General features: G+C 55.8%; 17 protein-coding genes. 10 read left to right on the top strand and 7 right to left on the bottom strand.

The window, feature by feature from the left end; genetic code table 11:
- Positions 1-15 precede the first annotated feature (15 nt).
- Entirely contained in the window at positions 16-1011 is a 996-nt protein-coding gene (gene pgl / locus ACOQH0_RS06865) for a 6-phosphogluconolactonase (RefSeq protein ID WP_421511830.1), read from the bottom strand.
- Between the two features lie 140 nt (positions 1012-1151).
- On the opposite strand from pgl, the gene ACOQH0_RS06860 reads away from it, so the two are divergent.
- A complete protein-coding gene (locus tag ACOQH0_RS06860) occupies positions 1152-1970 on the top strand; it encodes a pyridoxal phosphatase (protein ID WP_421511829.1) in 819 nt (272 codons plus the stop codon).
- Here ACOQH0_RS06860 and modC read toward each other — a convergent pair whose 3' ends face one another.
- From modC to ACOQH0_RS06840, 4 genes are all read right to left on the bottom strand, one after another.
- Entirely contained in the window at positions 1971-3029 is a 1059-nt protein-coding gene (modC, locus tag ACOQH0_RS06855; protein WP_216357192.1) for a molybdenum ABC transporter ATP-binding protein ModC, read from the bottom strand.
- 2 nt (positions 3030-3031) lie between these two features.
- A complete protein-coding gene (modB, locus tag ACOQH0_RS06850; protein WP_010428783.1) occupies positions 3032-3721 on the bottom strand; it encodes a molybdate ABC transporter permease subunit in 690 nt (229 codons plus the stop codon).
- Positions 3721-4494: a molybdate ABC transporter substrate-binding protein gene (modA, locus tag ACOQH0_RS06845; protein ID WP_421511827.1), complete on the bottom strand. Its 774-nt coding sequence runs from the start codon at positions 4492-4494 to the stop codon at positions 3721-3723. The genes modB and modA overlap by 1 nt, the downstream gene beginning before the upstream one ends.
- A 177-nt stretch (positions 4495-4671) precedes the next feature.
- Positions 4672-4821 carry an AcrZ family multidrug efflux pump-associated protein gene (locus ACOQH0_RS06840; RefSeq protein ID WP_008501118.1) on the bottom strand — a complete coding sequence of 50 codons (150 nt, stop codon included), beginning with the start codon at positions 4819-4821 and terminating at the stop codon, positions 4672-4674.
- Positions 4822-4948: 127 nt separating this feature from the next.
- Between ACOQH0_RS06840 and modE the strand changes: the two genes are divergently transcribed.
- The 7 genes from modE (at position 4949) to gpmA (ending at position 12768) form a co-directional block, all read left to right on the top strand.
- Positions 4949-5737 carry a molybdenum-dependent transcriptional regulator gene (modE, locus tag ACOQH0_RS06835; protein WP_421511826.1) on the top strand — a complete coding sequence of 263 codons (789 nt, stop codon included), beginning with the start codon at positions 4949-4951 and terminating at the stop codon, positions 5735-5737.
- 67 nt (positions 5738-5804) lie between these two features.
- Complete coding sequence (gene modF, locus ACOQH0_RS06830) at positions 5805-7277, top strand: molybdate ABC transporter ATP-binding protein ModF (protein ID WP_089598929.1); 1473 nt, start codon at positions 5805-5807, stop codon at positions 7275-7277.
- Positions 7278-7478: 201 nt separating this feature from the next.
- Positions 7479-8495 carry a UDP-glucose 4-epimerase GalE gene (gene galE, locus ACOQH0_RS06825; protein WP_042719422.1) on the top strand — a complete coding sequence of 339 codons (1017 nt, stop codon included), beginning with the start codon at positions 7479-7481 and terminating at the stop codon, positions 8493-8495.
- A 9-nt stretch (positions 8496-8504) separates the two neighbouring features.
- Positions 8505-9551, top strand: coding sequence for a galactose-1-phosphate uridylyltransferase (gene galT, locus ACOQH0_RS06820; RefSeq protein ID WP_421511825.1), 1047 nt, complete (start codon positions 8505-8507; stop codon positions 9549-9551).
- Positions 9552-9554: 3 nt separating this feature from the next.
- Positions 9555-10703: a galactokinase gene (galK, locus tag ACOQH0_RS06815; RefSeq protein ID WP_421511824.1), complete on the top strand. Its 1149-nt coding sequence runs from the start codon at positions 9555-9557 to the stop codon at positions 10701-10703.
- Positions 10697-11740 carry a galactose-1-epimerase gene (gene galM, locus ACOQH0_RS06810; RefSeq protein ID WP_421511823.1) on the top strand — a complete coding sequence of 348 codons (1044 nt, stop codon included), beginning with the start codon at positions 10697-10699 and terminating at the stop codon, positions 11738-11740. The genes galK and galM overlap by 7 nt, the downstream gene beginning before the upstream one ends.
- A gap of 275 nt (positions 11741-12015) precedes the next feature.
- Complete coding sequence (gene gpmA, locus ACOQH0_RS06805; RefSeq protein WP_089598926.1) at positions 12016-12768, top strand: 2,3-diphosphoglycerate-dependent phosphoglycerate mutase; 753 nt, start codon at positions 12016-12018, stop codon at positions 12766-12768.
- Positions 12769-12829: 61 nt separating this feature from the next.
- Here gpmA and aroG read toward each other — a convergent pair whose 3' ends face one another.
- Entirely contained in the window at positions 12830-13882 is a 1053-nt protein-coding gene (aroG, locus tag ACOQH0_RS06800; protein ID WP_010428756.1) for a 3-deoxy-7-phosphoheptulonate synthase AroG, read from the bottom strand.
- A 304-nt stretch (positions 13883-14186) separates the two neighbouring features.
- Between aroG and ACOQH0_RS06795 the strand changes: the two genes are divergently transcribed.
- Together ACOQH0_RS06795 and zitB are read left to right on the top strand one after the other, a co-directional pair.
- A complete protein-coding gene (locus ACOQH0_RS06795) occupies positions 14187-14567 on the top strand; it encodes a YbgS-like family protein (protein ID WP_029485008.1) in 381 nt (126 codons plus the stop codon).
- A gap of 99 nt (positions 14568-14666) precedes the next feature.
- On the top strand, positions 14667-15602 hold the full coding sequence (zitB, locus tag ACOQH0_RS06790) for a CDF family zinc transporter ZitB (protein WP_100165265.1): 936 nt from the start codon (positions 14667-14669) through the stop codon (positions 15600-15602).
- On the opposite strand, the gene pnuC is transcribed toward zitB, so the two are convergent.
- The gene (gene pnuC / locus ACOQH0_RS06785) at positions 15599-16318 is read right to left on the bottom strand and encodes a nicotinamide riboside transporter PnuC (RefSeq protein WP_010428749.1); all 720 of its coding nucleotides are present in this window, start codon (positions 16316-16318) and stop codon (positions 15599-15601) included. The two genes, zitB and pnuC, sit on opposite strands and share 4 nt — an antisense overlap.
- Positions 16319-16334: the final 16 nt, after the last annotated feature.

The following is a 16334-nucleotide window of genomic DNA, read 5'->3' as shown; positions in this document are numbered from 1 at the left end:
TTTGTTTTTAGCCGCTTAGTGAGCGTTTACCACTACCCACATTGGCCCTTGGCCGACGGCATAACGCCCTTTCTCTTCCAGCAGCCCCTGCTCGCCTTTGATTTCATACAGCGCGATATGGTGGGATTTCTGCCCCGCCGCAATCAGGTATTTGCCGCTGTGATCGATATTAAAGCCGCGCGGCTGGGTTTCCGTTGGCTGGAAGCCCTCAATCGCCAACACGCTGCCATCTTCAGAGACGCTAAAGACGGTAATCAGACTGGAGGTACGATCGCACGCATACAGATGACGACCATCCGGCGTAATGTGGATATCGGCCGCCCAGCGGGTGTCGGAGAAGTCAGACGGCATCATATCCAGCGTTTGCACGCACTCAATCTGACCGTTTGGATCTTTCAATTCCCACACGTCTACTGAGCTGTTCAGTTCGTTAACCACATACGCATATTGCTGATTCGGGTGGAAGACCATATGGCGCGGACCCGCGCCTTCTACTGTCGTCACTTCGGCAGGGTTTTGTGCCACCAGATGCCCGTCATCGCTCATGGTAAACAGGCAGATGCGATCCTGCTTCAGGGCAGGCACCCACAGCGTACGGTTGTCCGGGGAGATATTCGCAGAGTGGCAACCTTCCAGCCCTTCCACCACCTCGACAGTATCCACCGGAATACCCTCCTCAAGACGGGTCACGCTGACACAGCCCGCATTATAGGAACCGCTGAAGATGAAGCGCCCTTTGCGATCGGTAGAGATATGGGTAGGACTACCCGGCAGCGGTGCTTCGGCGGTGTAGGTCAGTGCGCCATCATCGGGAGAGATACGGTACGCCAGCACGCGGAACTCGGGGCGCACGCCAACGTAGAGAAAACGTTTATCCGGGCTGACGACCATTGGCTGTACTTGCCCCGGAACATCAACAACCTGAACCAGCGTGAGCGAACCTTCTGCATTCAAACGCCAGACGTGGATCTGCTGACTTTCAGGACTGGCGGTATAAACGGTTTGTTTCATGAATACTCCTTTCCTCACTGCACGTGAAAGTGATTATTTTTAACGGTGAATGCTGAATTTTAGCCAGGAATTTTGCAGCGATTTACTCTCGGTGTAACATCCCCTGAGACCTAAAATTCAACATTAACCCGGAAGAACAAATGACCTCGCGTGTGATTGCACTGGATTTAGACGGAACATTACTTACCCCTCAGAAAACCCTGCTCCCCTCTTCTCTTGAAGCGCTTAAGCGCGTGCAGGAAGTGGGATATCAACTCCTTATCGTAACGGGTCGACATCACGTTGCCATTCATCCTTTTTATCAGGCACTGGCGTTAGATACACCTGCAATTTGTTGTAACGGCACCTATTTGTATGATTATCATGCAAAAAAGGTTTTGGCATCCGATCCGCTGCCGGTTCCTCAGGCGCTGCAATTAATTGATCTGCTGGATGAGCACGCCATTCACGGCCTGATGTACGTGGATAACGCGATGATGTACGAGCGCCCGACCGGCCATGTGGTACGCACCAGCAACTGGGCGCTTTCCCTGCCGGAAGCGCAGCGCCCCGTCTTTACGCAGGTTTCCTCTCTGCGTCAGGCGGCACAGGACGTTGAGGCTATCTGGAAATTCGCCCTGACGGATGAAGACACCACCAAACTGAATGCGTTCGCGAAGCACGTCGAGGAGACGCTGGGTCTGGAGTGCGAATGGTCCTGGCACGATCAGGTGGATATTGCCCGCAAAGGTAACAGCAAAGGCAAACGCCTGACGCAGTATGTGGAATCTCAGGGCTGGTCGATGCAGGATGTGATCGCCTTTGGCGATAACTACAACGACATCAGCATGCTGGAAGCCGCAGGAACGGGCGTGGCGATGGGCAATGCCGACGACGCGGTCAAAGCGCGCGCTAACGTGGTGATCGGCGATAACACCACCGACAGCATCGCGCAGTACATTTATACCCACCTGCTGTAATCAGGCGGTGATCGAGACGCTTTTGATTTGCGCGTAAAGCCACAGGCCGGGCTTGATGCCTAACTCATCCCTGGCCCACGGGCTGATGCGCGCCCAGAGCGTCCTGCTGCCAACCTCAAGCTTCACTTCCACCTGCCCGTTATCGTCAAAACACTCGGCCACTTTGGCGCGCAGAATATTTCGGATACTGGTTTGCAGCGGCGGCTGCAGCACCAGCGAGACGTCCGACGCCTGGATGCGAATTCTCAGCGCGGACTGTAACGGTTTGTCGATCTTATTGACCCAAAGATGCTGATCGCCCAGCGCCAGCGCGGTCATCGCGTAGTGCGGATGGTGTTCCAGTACGCTCACTTTCAGGATACTGCTCTGCTGCTCTTTCGGGAGCCACGGGTGCATCACGCTGCTACCCCACACCTCTTCCAGGCTGCCGAAGGCCTTCACGCTGCCCTCTTCCAGCACCAGCACCTTGTCTGCCAGATGCAAAATCTCATCCAGGGAATGGCTCACGTAGAGCATCGGAATATTGATTTCCCGCGCCAGACGTTGCAGATACGGCAGCAGCTCACGCTTGCGTGGGATATCCAGCGAAGCCAGCGGTTCGTCCAGCAGCAGCAGCTCCGGCGCGGTCAAAATGGCACGCCCTATCGCCACGCGCTGCTTCTCTCCGCCCGAGAGCGAGGAAGGTAGCCTGTCCAGCAGCGGTTCAATGCCTAACAGAGCCACCAGCTTATCAAACTGCGTAGCCATGCTTTTCGCCATGCCGTAGCGCAAGTTGCCGCGCACGCTGTAGTGCGGGAATAGTCGCGCATCCTGAAAAACGTAACCAATGCGGCGTTTGTCCGGAGAGAGGTAGACCTTACTTTCTACGTCATTTAGAACGCGGTTATTCAGGACAATACGCCCGGACTGCGGGCGCGTCAGGCCGCTGATGGCATTAATCAGCGACGTTTTCCCCGCACCGGAAACGCCAAATATGGCAGTAATGCCGCTAGCCGGTAGCGTCTCGTTAAGCGTCAGGGTATGGTTTCCCAGCGTCTGGGTGAAATTGAGTTCAAGCATGCTTATTTCCCCATTCGCTCGCGGCTAAGCCGGGCCAGCCATTCAGATACCAGTAGAGAAGCCAGCGCCAGAACTATCGAGATGATGCACAAACGCGCCGCCGCTCCCTCACCGCCAGGGGTTTGAATCAGGGTATACATTGCGGACGGGATGGTTCGCGTTTCGCCGGGAATGTTCGAGACAAAGGTGATGGTCGCGCCGAACTCGCCGAGCGAACGGGCAAACGCGAGCACCGTTCCGACAATAATTCCCGGCAGCGTGAGCGGAAGCGTGATGGTAAAGAAGACGCGTAAACGTCCGGCTCCCAGCGTGCGTGCCGCCTGTTCGAGCTTCATGTCCACGCCTTCAAGCGCGAGGCGGATAGCCCTCACCATCAGCGGGAATGACATCACCGCCGCCGCCAGCACCGCGCCGCGCCAGCTAAAAGCAAACGTCAGCCCAAACCAGTCGTAGAGCTTCTCGCCGATAAAACCGCGTCGCCCCATCGAGACGAGCAGAAGATAACCGACCACCACGGGCGGTAACACAAGGGGAAGATGAAGAACGCTATCAAGCAGGGCTTTGCCCGGAAACCGGGTGCGAACCAGTAACCAGGCAAAGAAGATCCCAAAGGGCAAACTCAGCGCAACCGCGAGGGAAGAGACTTTAAGGCTCAGCAGCACAGCCTGCCATTCAGGATCGGTCAATATCATCAGTGAGTCGTAAATCCATAACGTTTAAAGATCGCAGACGCGTCTGGCCCCTTCAGATAGTCATAGAAGGCCGTCACGGTCGCATTTTTATGTCCATCAACAATCGCAACAGGATATTCCACTTTCTTGTGCGAGTCTTCCGGGAACGTACCAACCACTTTCACCCCTTTGCTGGCAACGGCATCAGAGCCATAAACAATCCCCAGCGGGGCCTCGTTACGCTCTACCAGCGCCAGCGCGCCGCGAACGTCCTCCGCCGGGGCCAGTTTCGGAGACAGGCTTTCCCACGCGCCCAGCTTTTGCAGCGCTTCTTTGGCGTAAATCCCGGCAGGCACATGTTCCGGATCGCCCACCGCCAGACGCCCCCCGTTCAGCAAGCGGGTCCAGTCGGTCGCCTTGTTGATGGTGAGATCGCCCTGATCGCTGGCTTTCGGTGCCACGACCACCAGGCTATTCCCCAGCAGCGTTTCGCGGGTTGCGGCATCAATCGATTTTTTCTCAGCCGCGTAGTCCATCCACTTCTGGTCGGCAGAGATGAACAGATCGGCCGGTGCACCCGCTTCTATCTGGCGCGCCAGCGTCGAAGAGGAAGCAAACGACGAGACCACATCAACGTTTTTCTCTTTTTTATACGCCGCCGCAATATCCTGCATTGCATTGGTCAACGACGCCGCCGCAAAGACCGTAATTTTACCGTCGTCCGCCAGCGCGTGTCCGGTAAGTGAAAGCGTCAGCGTTGCCCCTGCGAAAAGGCGTACCCATGTACGTGCCATTTGTAGCTCCTGTCATCATCGTTATATACATATTAATATAACGGTATAGTCAGGGAGATCCCAGCGTTAAATGGTACCGATTAATGAGTAAACGGCCTGTTGCTAAGAAAGATATCGGCGATGGAAAGAAATACTTGAGAGCAAAACGCCCGGGTTAACCGGGCGTTTTGGAGGGAATCAATGCTGCTTTTTAGCCTGGTCTCGGTGACCAATGTTCGAAAAGACGTTGAACACTTCACCCAGGCCGTAGATGGCACCGAGGATGATGGCCATCACTACTGGTACCATGATTACCGCGAATACCAGACTTTTCAACAACTCTAACATGGTTTTCTCCAGTTATTGTGAACGGCTTATTCTACCCTTTCAAGTGAGAAAAACATCCCCTTTTGTGCGGTGCACTTTGCGCCCTGCGCCATTTGGGTCACAATACACTTTTTGCCAGGACACTGTTATGCAGGCCGAAATTCTCCTCACCTTACGACTTCAGCAAAAGCTTTTTGCCGACCCGCGACGTATCGCCCTGCTTAAACAAATAGAACAAACAGGCTCGATTAGCCAGGGTGCTAAAAACGCGGGCATCAGCTACAAAAGCGCCTGGGATGCCATCAATGAGATGAACACCCTGAGCGAGCAAACGCTGGTTGACCGTGCAACAGGCGGCAAAGGCGGCGGTGGAGCCGTCCTGACGCGTTACGGTCAGCGTCTGATCCAGCTCTACGATCTGCTGGCGCAGATCCAGCAAAAAGCCTTCGATGTACTGAGCGATGATGACAACGTCCCGCTGGACAGTCTGCTGGCCGCCATTTCACGTTTTTCACTGCAGACCAGCGCCCGCAATCAGTGGTTTGGCAAGGTCACGGCTCGTGACGACGCCCTGGTGCAACAGCATATCGACATCCTGCTTGCGGATGGTACTACTCGTCTGAAAGCCGCGATCACCGCGCAGAGCGGGCAGCGCCTTGGTCTGGACGAAGGCAAAGAGGTACTGGTGCTGCTCAAAGCGCCGTGGGTCAGCATTACGCGCAACCCGGAGCAGGCCAGTGGTGCAGATAACCAGCTGCAGGGCACCATCAGCCATATCGAACGCGGCGAAGAACAGTGCGAAGTGCTGATGACGCTGCCGGATGGGCAACCTCTCTGCGCGACGCTCCCCGCTGAGGAGGCGAACGGTTTAGAAGAAGGTGCTGTCGTTACCGCATATTTCAACGCTGACCGGGTGATTATCGCCACATTGTGCTGAGTGCATTGACAATCGCGCCGACAGCCAGTATCCCTGACATCTATCGCTGCAAAAAATGGGATACATCATGTCATCATTGCATATTTCGCAAGGCACGTTTCGTCTTAGCGATACCCGAACGCTGACCCTTCCTGATTTAACGCTGCGCGCAGGCGAAAGCTGGGCGTTTGTGGGAACCAACGGCAGCGGCAAATCAGCGCTGGCGCGAGCTCTGGCCGGAGAGCTAACCCAGCTTAAAGGCGAACGCCAGAACACCTTCACTCGCCTGACGCGCCTGTCGTTTGAACAGCTCCAGAAGCTGGTGAGCGATGAGTGGCAGCGCAACAACACCGACCTGCTCAGCCCTGGTGAAGATGATACCGGTCGCACCACAGCAGAAATTATTCAGGACGAGGTCAAAAACCCAGCCCGCTGCCAACAACTGGCGGAGCAGTTTGGCATCTCCGCCCTGCTGAACCGGCGCTTCAAATACCTTTCCACCGGCGAGACGCGCAAAACGCTGCTGTGCCAGGCATTGATGAGCCAGCCGGAACTGCTGATTCTGGATGAGCCGTTCGACGGGCTGGATGTGCACTCCCGTGCCCAGCTGGCCGCCCTGTTAGGAACGCTTAATCAGGATGGTTACACCATCGTACTGGTGCTTAACCGCTTTGATGAAATTCCGGATTTCGTGCAGAACGCGGGCGTACTGGCAGACTGCAATCTGGCCGAAACCGGGGAAAAATCCGCATTGCTCAGGCAGGCGCTGATTGCTCAGCTAGCGCACAGCGAAAAACTGGACGGTATCGCGCTTCCGGAGCCCGACGCCCCGGCGGCACGCCACGGCCTCGATCCCCACCAGCCCCTTATCGTTCTGCGCGACGGCGTGGTCTCCTATGACGATCGACCGATCCTGAACCACCTTAGCTGGACGGTTAATCCCGCCGAACACTGGCAGATTGTCGGCCCTAACGGCGCGGGGAAATCGACGCTGCTGAGCCTGGTAACCGGCGATCACCCGCAGGGCTACAGCAACGATCTGACGCTGTTTGGCCGACGTCGCGGCAGCGGTGAAACCATCTGGGATATCAAAAAGCACATTGGCTACGTCAGCAGCAGCCTGCATCTGGATTACCGCGTCAGTACCACGGTGCGCAACGCGATCCTCTCCGGGTATTTCGACTCCATCGGCATTTATCAGGCGGTGTCGGACAGACAGCACAAGCTGGTTCAGCAGTGGCTGGATATTCTGGGCATGGACAGCCGGGTTGCTGACGCGCCGTTCCATAGCCTGTCGTGGGGACAGCAGCGCCTGGCACTCATTGTTCGCGCGCTGGTAAAACACCCGACGCTGTTGATTCTCGACGAACCGCTTCAGGGGCTGGATCCGCTAAACCGCCAGCTGGTCCGTCGCTTTGTCGATATCCTCATTAGTGAGGGCGAAACGCAATTGCTGTTCGTTTCACACCATGCCGAAGATGCGCCCTCCTGTATCACGCATCGCCTTGAGTTTGTCCCCGACGGAGAGCGCTATCGCTACCTTCTCAGCAAAATCGATTAATTGTGGAGGGCACTGCCCTCTGCTTTTTCAGATAACTTGCATCAATACATCGCTATCCCTTTGATCTAGAATGTCGTCAGTCATTGAAAAAGCGAGTGTAAAACCGAGTGTAAACGATTCCACTATTTTATCCCATGTCACACTTTTCGCGTCTCTGTTATGCTATGGTTATTACATACCATAAGCCCAATGGAGCGAATTATGCGAGTTCTGGTAACAGGTGGTAGCGGTTACATCGGAAGTCATACCTGTGTGCAGCTGCTGCAAAATGGTCACGATGTGATCGTCCTCGATAACCTGTGCAATAGTAAGCGCAGCGTGCTGCCGGTGATTGAACGTCTTGGTGGAAAACAGCCGACCTTCGTGGAAGGCGACATCCGCAACGAAGCGCTGATGACCGAGATCCTTCACGACCACGCCATCGAAGCAGTGATCCACTTCGCGGGTCTGAAAGCCGTCGGTGAATCCGTTGCGAAACCACTCGAGTATTACGATAACAACGTCAACGGTACTCTGCGTCTCATTTCTGCCATGCGCGCAGCGAACGTCAAAAACTTTATCTTTAGCTCCTCCGCCACCGTCTACGGCGATCAGCCCAAAATCCCTTACGTTGAAAGCTTCCCGACCGGCACCCCGCAAAGCCCGTACGGCAAAAGCAAGCTGATGGTGGAGCAGATCCTGACCGACCTGCAAAAAGCACAGCCGGAGTGGAGCATCGCGCTGCTGCGTTACTTCAACCCGGTCGGCGCGCATCCGTCGGGAGATATGGGTGAAGATCCGCAGGGCATCCCGAATAACCTGATGCCGTACATCGCCCAGGTCGCCGTAGGCCGCCGCGACTCGCTGGCGATTTTTGGCAATGACTACCCTACCGAAGACGGCACCGGCGTGCGTGACTACATCCACGTGATGGATCTGGCAGACGGCCACGTGGCGGCGATGCAGCAGCTGGCTGACAAACCGGGCGTGCATATTTACAACCTCGGCGCCGGAGTCGGCAGCAGCGTGCTGGACGTGGTTAACGCCTTCAGCAAAGCCTGCGGTAAGCCGGTGAGCTACCACTTCGCCCCGCGTCGTGATGGCGACCTGCCTGCTTACTGGGCCGATGCCACCAAAGCCGATAAAGAGCTTAACTGGCGTGTTACCCGCACGCTTGATGAAATGGCACAGGATACCTGGCACTGGCAGTCACGCCATCCGCAGGGCTATCCGGACTAAGGATCCGTCATGACGCAATTTAATCCCGTCGATCACCCGCATCGTCGTTTTAACCCGCTAAGCGGGCAGTGGATTTTGGTCTCTCCGCATCGAGCCAAGCGCCCCTGGCAGGGGGCGCAGGAGACGCCTGCAAAACAGACGCTGCCACGGCACGACCCGGACTGCTTCCTCTGTCCGGGCAACACGCGCGTCACCGGGGATAAAAACCCGAACTACAAAGGCACCTTCGTGTTCACCAACGATTTTGCCGCCCTGATGACCGATACCCCGGACGCGCCGGAAAGCCACGATTCGCTGATGCGCTGCGAAAGCGCGCGCGGGACCAGCCGCGTGATCTGCTTCTCGCCCGATCACAGCAAAACGCTGCCGGAGCTGAGCGTGGACGCGCTGAAAGAGGTGGTCAGCACCTGGCAGGCGCAAACCGCAGAGCTGGGGCAGAGCTATCCGTGGGTGCAGGTGTTTGAAAACAAAGGCGCGGCGATGGGCTGCTCTAACCCGCACCCGCACGGCCAGATCTGGGCGAACAGCTTCCTGCCCAACGAAGCCGAGCGTGAAGACCGTCTGCAGAAAGCGTATTACGCGGAAAACGGTTCCCCGATGCTGGTGGATTACACGCAGCGCGAGCTGGCCGACGGCAGCCGCACCGTGGTGGAAACCGAACACTGGCTGGCCGTCGTCCCTTACTGGGCCGCCTGGCCGTTTGAAACGCTGCTGCTGCCGAAAGCGCACGTGAAGCGCATTACCGATCTCAGCGAGGCGCAGCGTGACGACCTTGCCCTGGCGCTGAAAAAACTGACCAGCCGTTACGACAACCTCTTCCAGTGCTCCTTCCCGTACTCCATGGGCTGGCACGGCGCCCCGTTTAACGGCGAAGAGAATCAACACTGGCAGCTGCACGCCCATTTCTATCCGCCGCTGCTGCGCTCTGCGACGGTGCGTAAATTTATGGTGGGCTATGAAATGCTGGCGGAAACCCAGCGTGACCTGACGGCGGAACAGGCGGCAGAACGTCTGCGTGCCGTTAGCGACGTCCATTATCGCGAATCAGGAGTCTAAAAAATGAGTCTGAAAGATAAAACACAATCCCTGTTTGCTGAGAAATTTGGCTACCCTGCCACCCACGTTATCCAGGCGCCTGGCCGCGTTAACCTGATCGGTGAACACACCGACTATAACGACGGTTTCGTGCTGCCGTGCGCCATCGATTACCAGACCGTCATCAGCTGCGCGAAGCGCGACGACCGTAAAGTCCGCGTGATTGCGGCAGATTACGGTAATGAGACGGACGAATTTTCCCTCGATGCCCCGATTGTGACGCACGACAGCCAGCAATGGTCTAATTACGTGCGCGGCGTGGTGAAGCATCTGCAGAAGCGTAACAAGAACGTTGGCGGTGCGGATTTAGTGATCAGCGGCAACGTGCCGCAGGGTGCGGGCTTAAGCTCCTCTGCATCTCTGGAAGTCGCCGTGGGAACCGTGTTCCAGCAGCTTTATCATCTGCCGCTGGATGGCGCGCAAATCGCCCTGAACGGTCAGGAAGCAGAAAACCAGTTCGTGGGCTGTAACTGCGGCATCATGGACCAGTTGATCTCCGCGCTGGGCAAAAAAGAGCACGCTCTGCTGATCGACTGCCGTACGCTTGGCACCAAAGCCGTTCCCCTGCCAAAAGGCGCGGCCGTGGTGATTATCAACAGCAACTTCAAACGCACGCTGGTGGGCAGCGAGTACAACACCCGCCGCGAACAGTGCGAAACCGGCGCCCGCTTCTTCCAGCAGCCTGCCCTGCGCGACGTCACGCTCAATGAATTTAACAAAGTGGCGCACGAGCTGGATCCGGTTGTCGCCAAACGCGTTCGTCACGTACTGACCGAAAATGCCCGTACCGTTGAAGCCGCGTCCGCACTGGCGAAAGGCGATCTGAAACGCATGGGTGAGCTGATGGCGGAATCTCACGCCTCCATGCGCGATGATTTTGAAATCACCGTTTCGCAGATCGACACCCTGGTGGACATCGTCAAAGCCACCATTGGCGACAAAGGCGGCGTGCGCATGACGGGCGGCGGTTTTGGCGGCTGCATCGTTGCGCTGGTGCCTGAAGAGCTGGTCCCTGCCGTACAGGACGCCGTGGCGAAGCAGTACGAAGCAAAAACGGGTATCAAAGAAACCTTCTATGTTTGTAAAGCATCACAAGGAGCCGGACAGTGCTAAACGAAACACCTACCCTTGCACCGGATGGTCTGCCGTATCGCCTGTTAACCCTGCGCAACAGCACGGGGATGGTCGTTACGCTGATGGACTGGGGTGCCACCCTTCTTTCTGCCCGCGTACCGATGCCGGACGGCAGCGTACGCGAGACTCTGCTCGGCTGCGCCTCGCCTGAGCAGTATATTAATCAGTCCGCCTATCTTGGCGCGTCCGTTGGGCGCTATGCTAACCGTATCGCGAAGAGCCGTTTTGAACTCGACGGCGTGCAGTACACCCTGCTGCCAAGCCAGGGTGAGAACCAGCTGCACGGCGGACCGGACGGGTTTGATAAACGCCGCTGGAAAATTGTTCGGCAAAACGACGGGGAAGTGCTGTTCTCGCTGGATTCACCTGATGGCGATCAGGGCTTCCCGGGGAACCTTATCGCCTCCGCGCGCTTTACGCTAACCGACGACAACCGTATCGCCATTGAATACCGTGCAACGGTCGACAAACCGTGTCCGGTCAACCTGACCAACCATGCGTACTTCAACCTGGACGGTAACCAGTGCGACGTGCGTCACCACAGGCTACAGATCCTGGCGAATGAATATCTGCCGGTTGAAGAAATGGGCATTCCGTATCAGGGTCTCAAAGACGTGAGCGGGACCAGCTTTGACTTCCGCAGCGCGAAAACGATCGCCCAGGATTTCCTGAGCGATGACGATCAGCGCAAGGTGAAAGGTTACGACCACGCTTTCCTGCTGCAGGCCAAAGGTGATGTGAAACAACCTGCCGCACAGGTCTGGTCTGCGGATGAGAAACTGCAGATGACGGTCTATACCACCGCCCCTGCCCTGCAGTTCTACTCAGGCAACTACCTCGGCGGCACGACGGCGCGCGAGCACGAGGAGTACAGCGACTGGCAAGGGCTGGCGCTGGAAAGCGAGTTCTTGCCCGACAGCCCGAATCATCCGGAATGGCCGCAGCCGGACTGCGTGCTGCGCCCCGGAGAAGAGTACGTGAGCGTCACAGAGTATCATTTCATTCCGCGCGCTTAATGCCCGGCGGCGCTACGCTTGCACAGGCCTACGGGTAGGCCGGATAAGCGAAGCGCCATCCGGCAAAAAACGCCAGCCCTCACAGCGAGGGCTTTTTTCTGCTCGTCTTGCTGAAAATACCGCCGATCGCAGACAAAATCATAACCCTGGATTCACAAGCATCTTACACTCAGAGACTATTTTCGCTATGGTTAGGGTTAAGCGTTGCTGCTGGCACGTCCACGGCAATATAATGAGAATTGTTATCATTCAATAAAGCTTATGAGGAGTACGATATGGCTGTAACTAAGCTGGTTCTGGTGCGCCACGGCGAAAGCCAGTGGAACAACGAAAACCGCTTCACCGGTTGGTACGACGTTGATCTGTCTGAGAAAGGCGTAAGCGAAGCCAAAGCGGCAGGTAAACTGCTGAAGGATGAAGGCTTCACCTTTGATTTTGCTTACACCTCTGTGCTGAAACGTGCCATCCACACCCTGTGGAACGTGCTGGACGAACTGGATCAGGCCTGGCTGCCGGTTGAGAAATCCTGGAAACTGAACGAGCGTCACTACGGTGCGCTGCAGGGTCTGAACAAAGCGGAAACCGCTGAGAAATATGGCGACGAGCAGGTTAAACAGTGGCGTCGCGGCTTCGCGGTAACCCCGCCTGAGCTGACCAAAGATGACGAGCGCTACCCGGGTCACGACCCACGTTACGCAAAACTGACCGACGCAGAACTGCCACAAACTGAAAGCCTGGCGCTGACCATCGACCGCGTTGTGCCTTACTGGAATGAAACCATTCTGCCACGCCTGAAAAGCGGTGAGCGCGTGATTATCGCCGCTCACGGTAACTCCCTGCGTGCGCTGGTGAAATACCTGGACAACATGGGTGAAGACGAAATCCTCGAGCTGAACATCCCAACTGGCGTACCGCTGGTGTATGAGTTCGACGAAAACTTCAAACCAATCAAACATTACTATCTGGGTAACGCGGATGAGATCGCAGCGAAAGCAGCGGCTGTCGCGAATCAGGGTAAAGCGAAGTAATTTTCGCAAGGCATAAAAAAAGCGCGGAGCCTACCGCGCTTTTTTATTTGTGCCTGAGGACTCAGCCGCGACGCGCTTTTACCGCATTCGCCAGCTGACGCAGGATGGCATCGGTATCGTCCCAGCCAATACAGGCATCAGTGACGCTCTTACCGTAAACCAGCGGTTCACTGCCTTCCAGATTCTGGTTACCTTCAACCAGATGGCTTTCAATCATCACCCCGATCACCGCTTTCTCACCGCTGGCGATCTGCTGGCAAACATCTGCCCCCACTTCCATCTGCTTTTTAAACTGCTTGCTGGAGTTGGCGTGGCTGAAGTCGATCATCACCTGCGGCGACAGTCCGGCTTTTTCCAGCCCGACTTTCACTTCCGCGACATGTTTTGCGCTGTAGTTTGGCTCTTTGCCGCCGCGCAGAATGATATGGCAGTCGCCGTTACCGCTGGTATTCACGATGGCGGAATGACCCCATTTGGTCACGGAGAGGAAGCAGTGTGGCGCGCCCGCTGCGTTGATGGCGTCGATAGCCACCTTAATGGTGCCGTCAGTGCCGTTTTTAAAGCCAACCGGACAAGAGAGGCCGGACGCCAGCTCGCGGTGAACCTGAGATTCCGTGGTGCGGGCACCAATTGCGCCCCAGCTCATCAGGTCTGCCAGGTATTGTGGCGTAATCATGTCCAGGAACTCACCCGCGGCAGGCAGGCCGCTGTCGTTGATTTCCAGCAGCAGCTTGCGGGCAATGCGCAGACCGTCGTTGATCTGGAAGCTGTTATCCATATGCGGATCGTTAATCAGCCCTTTCCAGCCCACGGTGGTGCGCGGTTTTTCAAAATAGACGCGCATCACGATTTCCAGCTCGCCTTTCAGCTCTTCACGCAGGGTGAGCAAGCGGGCAGCATACTCTTTCGCGGCCGCAGGGTCGTGAATAGAGCATGGGCCAATCACCACCAGAAGACGATCGTCACTGCCTTTCAGGATCTTGTGGATCGCTTTGCGGGCATGAGACACCGTATTTGCAGCATTTTCAGTGGCGGGGAATTTTTCAAGGAGTGCTACAGGAGGTAATAACTCATTGATCTCTTTAATGCGTAAATCGTCGTTCTGATAATTCATCTTCTTTCCGGCTCTGCCATATCTTTAGTAGTGAAAGCAATGCTTTCAATCTAACTTGTCGGCCAGGAAGTGTAAACGGGCTTTTACACTTCACGCAGATAATTCCTGGAATTCGCCTAAAAATCGCCACAAAATAGCGAAAAATGAGATCTAACCTAAGCTTTTTAACTGTAACAACCATTTTTGTGTGATTAAACACGATTCCATACTGACGTAAGTCCGTATGCTGGTATCTTTCGCCTTTGAACAAGATGCACTGTTGGAGAATGTTATCCAGCGTAACGACAAGAACAGGAGCAGCATGATGAAAATGACGAAACTGGCAACTCTCTTTCTGACCGCCACACTCACCCTGGCAAGCGGTAGCGTCCTGGCCGCTGACACGGGCTCATCAGACAGCAACGGCGATGCCAATGCAGCCGCCGCTGCTGGCCAGGTCGCCCCTGATGCTAAACAAAACATCGCACCAAATAATGTCGATAACAGCCAAATCAATTCCGGAAATACCCAAACCGGCGGCACCATGCTACATCCCAATGGTACGGATTCCGGCACGATGAATCACGACGGCATGACCAAAGATGAAGTGCACAAAAACTCCATGTGTAAAGACGGCCGCTGTCCGGATCCAAATGATAAAGTCGGCAGTGATGCGGATACCAAAACTGACGGTACCACGCAGTAACGCTGAGTAATCTGAATAAAGGAGAGCGCGTGCTCTCCTTTTTTATTTAAGCTCTTAAAAACGCTACACTAAAAATAATAACAAATCAGGAAAGATGACATGGCACACACACACTCCCCTTCCCCCACCTCCGGCGATGAGAATGCCAAACGGCTGCTGTTGGCGTTTGGCGTCACGGCAACATTTATGGTTATCGAGGTCATTGGGGGGATAATCTCAGGTTCTCTGGCCCTGCTGGCAGATGCAGGACACATGCTTACCGATGCGGCTGCCCTGCTGTTTGCTCTGCTCGCCGTCCAGTTCTCACGCCGTCCACCCAATGCTCGCCACACGTTTGGCTGGCTCAGGCTCACTACGCTTGCCGCTTTCGTTAACGCGATTGCGCTAGTGGTGATAACCATCCTTATCGTCTGGGAAGCCGTTCAGCGCTTCAGACACCCGCAGCCCGTCGCCGGAACCACCATGATGGTCATCGCAATAGCGGGCCTGATTGCCAATATTCTGGCGTTCTGGATTTTGCATCGCGGCAGCGGGGAAAAGAATCTCAATGTGCGTGCCGCGGCATTACATGTTCTGGGGGATCTGCTCGGCTCCGTTGGGGCGATTGTGGCTGCGCTGATTATTCTCGGGACGGGATGGACACCCATCGACCCGATTCTTTCGGTGCTCGTCTCCTGTCTGGTGCTACGCAGCGCCTGGCGGCTGTTGAAAGAGAGCGTCAATGAGTTGCTGGAAGGTGCCCCCACGTCAATTGACATTGGTGAGCTGAGACGAAATCTGAGCCGCTCGATTCCGGAGGTGCGAAATGTCCACCACGTTCACGTGTGGCTGGTCGGCGAAAAGCCGGTGATGACGCTGCACGTTCAGGTGATCCCACCCCACGATCACGACGCGCTGCTCGAACGTATCCAGCATTTTCTGGAACATCACTATGAGATTGCCCATTCGACGATCCAGATGGAGTATCAGCCCTGTAGCGGGCCAGACTGCCACCTGAACGAGGCGCAGTCCGGCCATTCACATCATCACCATTAGTGGGAAAGCGCGCGAGAGCCTCGCTCACGCGCGCTGTTAATCCACATACGGCTGCCGTTCAGGGCAATGAAGGTTAGCAGCAGATATTCCAGCGACATGGCATAGACGCCCTGCAGCGCGAAAATCACCACGCTAATGACGTTGATGATGACCCACAGCAGCCAGTTCTCGACATATTTTCGGGTCATCAGGATCATCGCCGCAATCGACAGCACCATCATGCAGGAATCCCAGAACGGAAAGGCATCCGGCTGGAGTTCAGGCATCGTGACACTCAAACCGAGTCCGGACATGACCGAAACGGCAACGCGCGTCAGAAACGCAAACACCGGGTTGATATAAACGGTCATCAAACCAATGGCCGCCACGCAGGCGACAAGCCAGGCGATGGCTTTCGGCAGCGGCAGCCAGCGGATCTGCAGCTCGGCTTCCTGCTGGCTGTTTTGACGCGACCACGCGTACCAGCCGTAAATATTGGCGGCAAAGAAAAACAGCTGCAATAGCAGGCTGGCGTAGAGCTGGATCTGGAAGAAGATAATCGCAAACAGCGTGACGTTAATCAGCCCGAACGCGTAATTGCTGATCTTCTCCAGGCTCGCCAGCCAAATACAGAGTAACCCCGCCAGCGTGCCAACGGCTTCAATCCATGACAGGTCATAGCCACCCGCACCAATCGGTATATGAACCAAAATGTTTTGCGTGCTAAAAAAATCCATCTTTTCCTCGGTTCTG

Origin of the sequence: Enterobacter sp. JS8-1 (genome assembly GCF_049187015.1) — a bacterium.
GTDB classification, from domain to species: Bacteria; Pseudomonadota; Gammaproteobacteria; order Enterobacterales; family Enterobacteriaceae; genus Enterobacter; species Enterobacter mori.
Note: the sequence above shows the minus strand (reverse complement) of the source record. Positions and strands in the feature narration are given on the sequence as shown.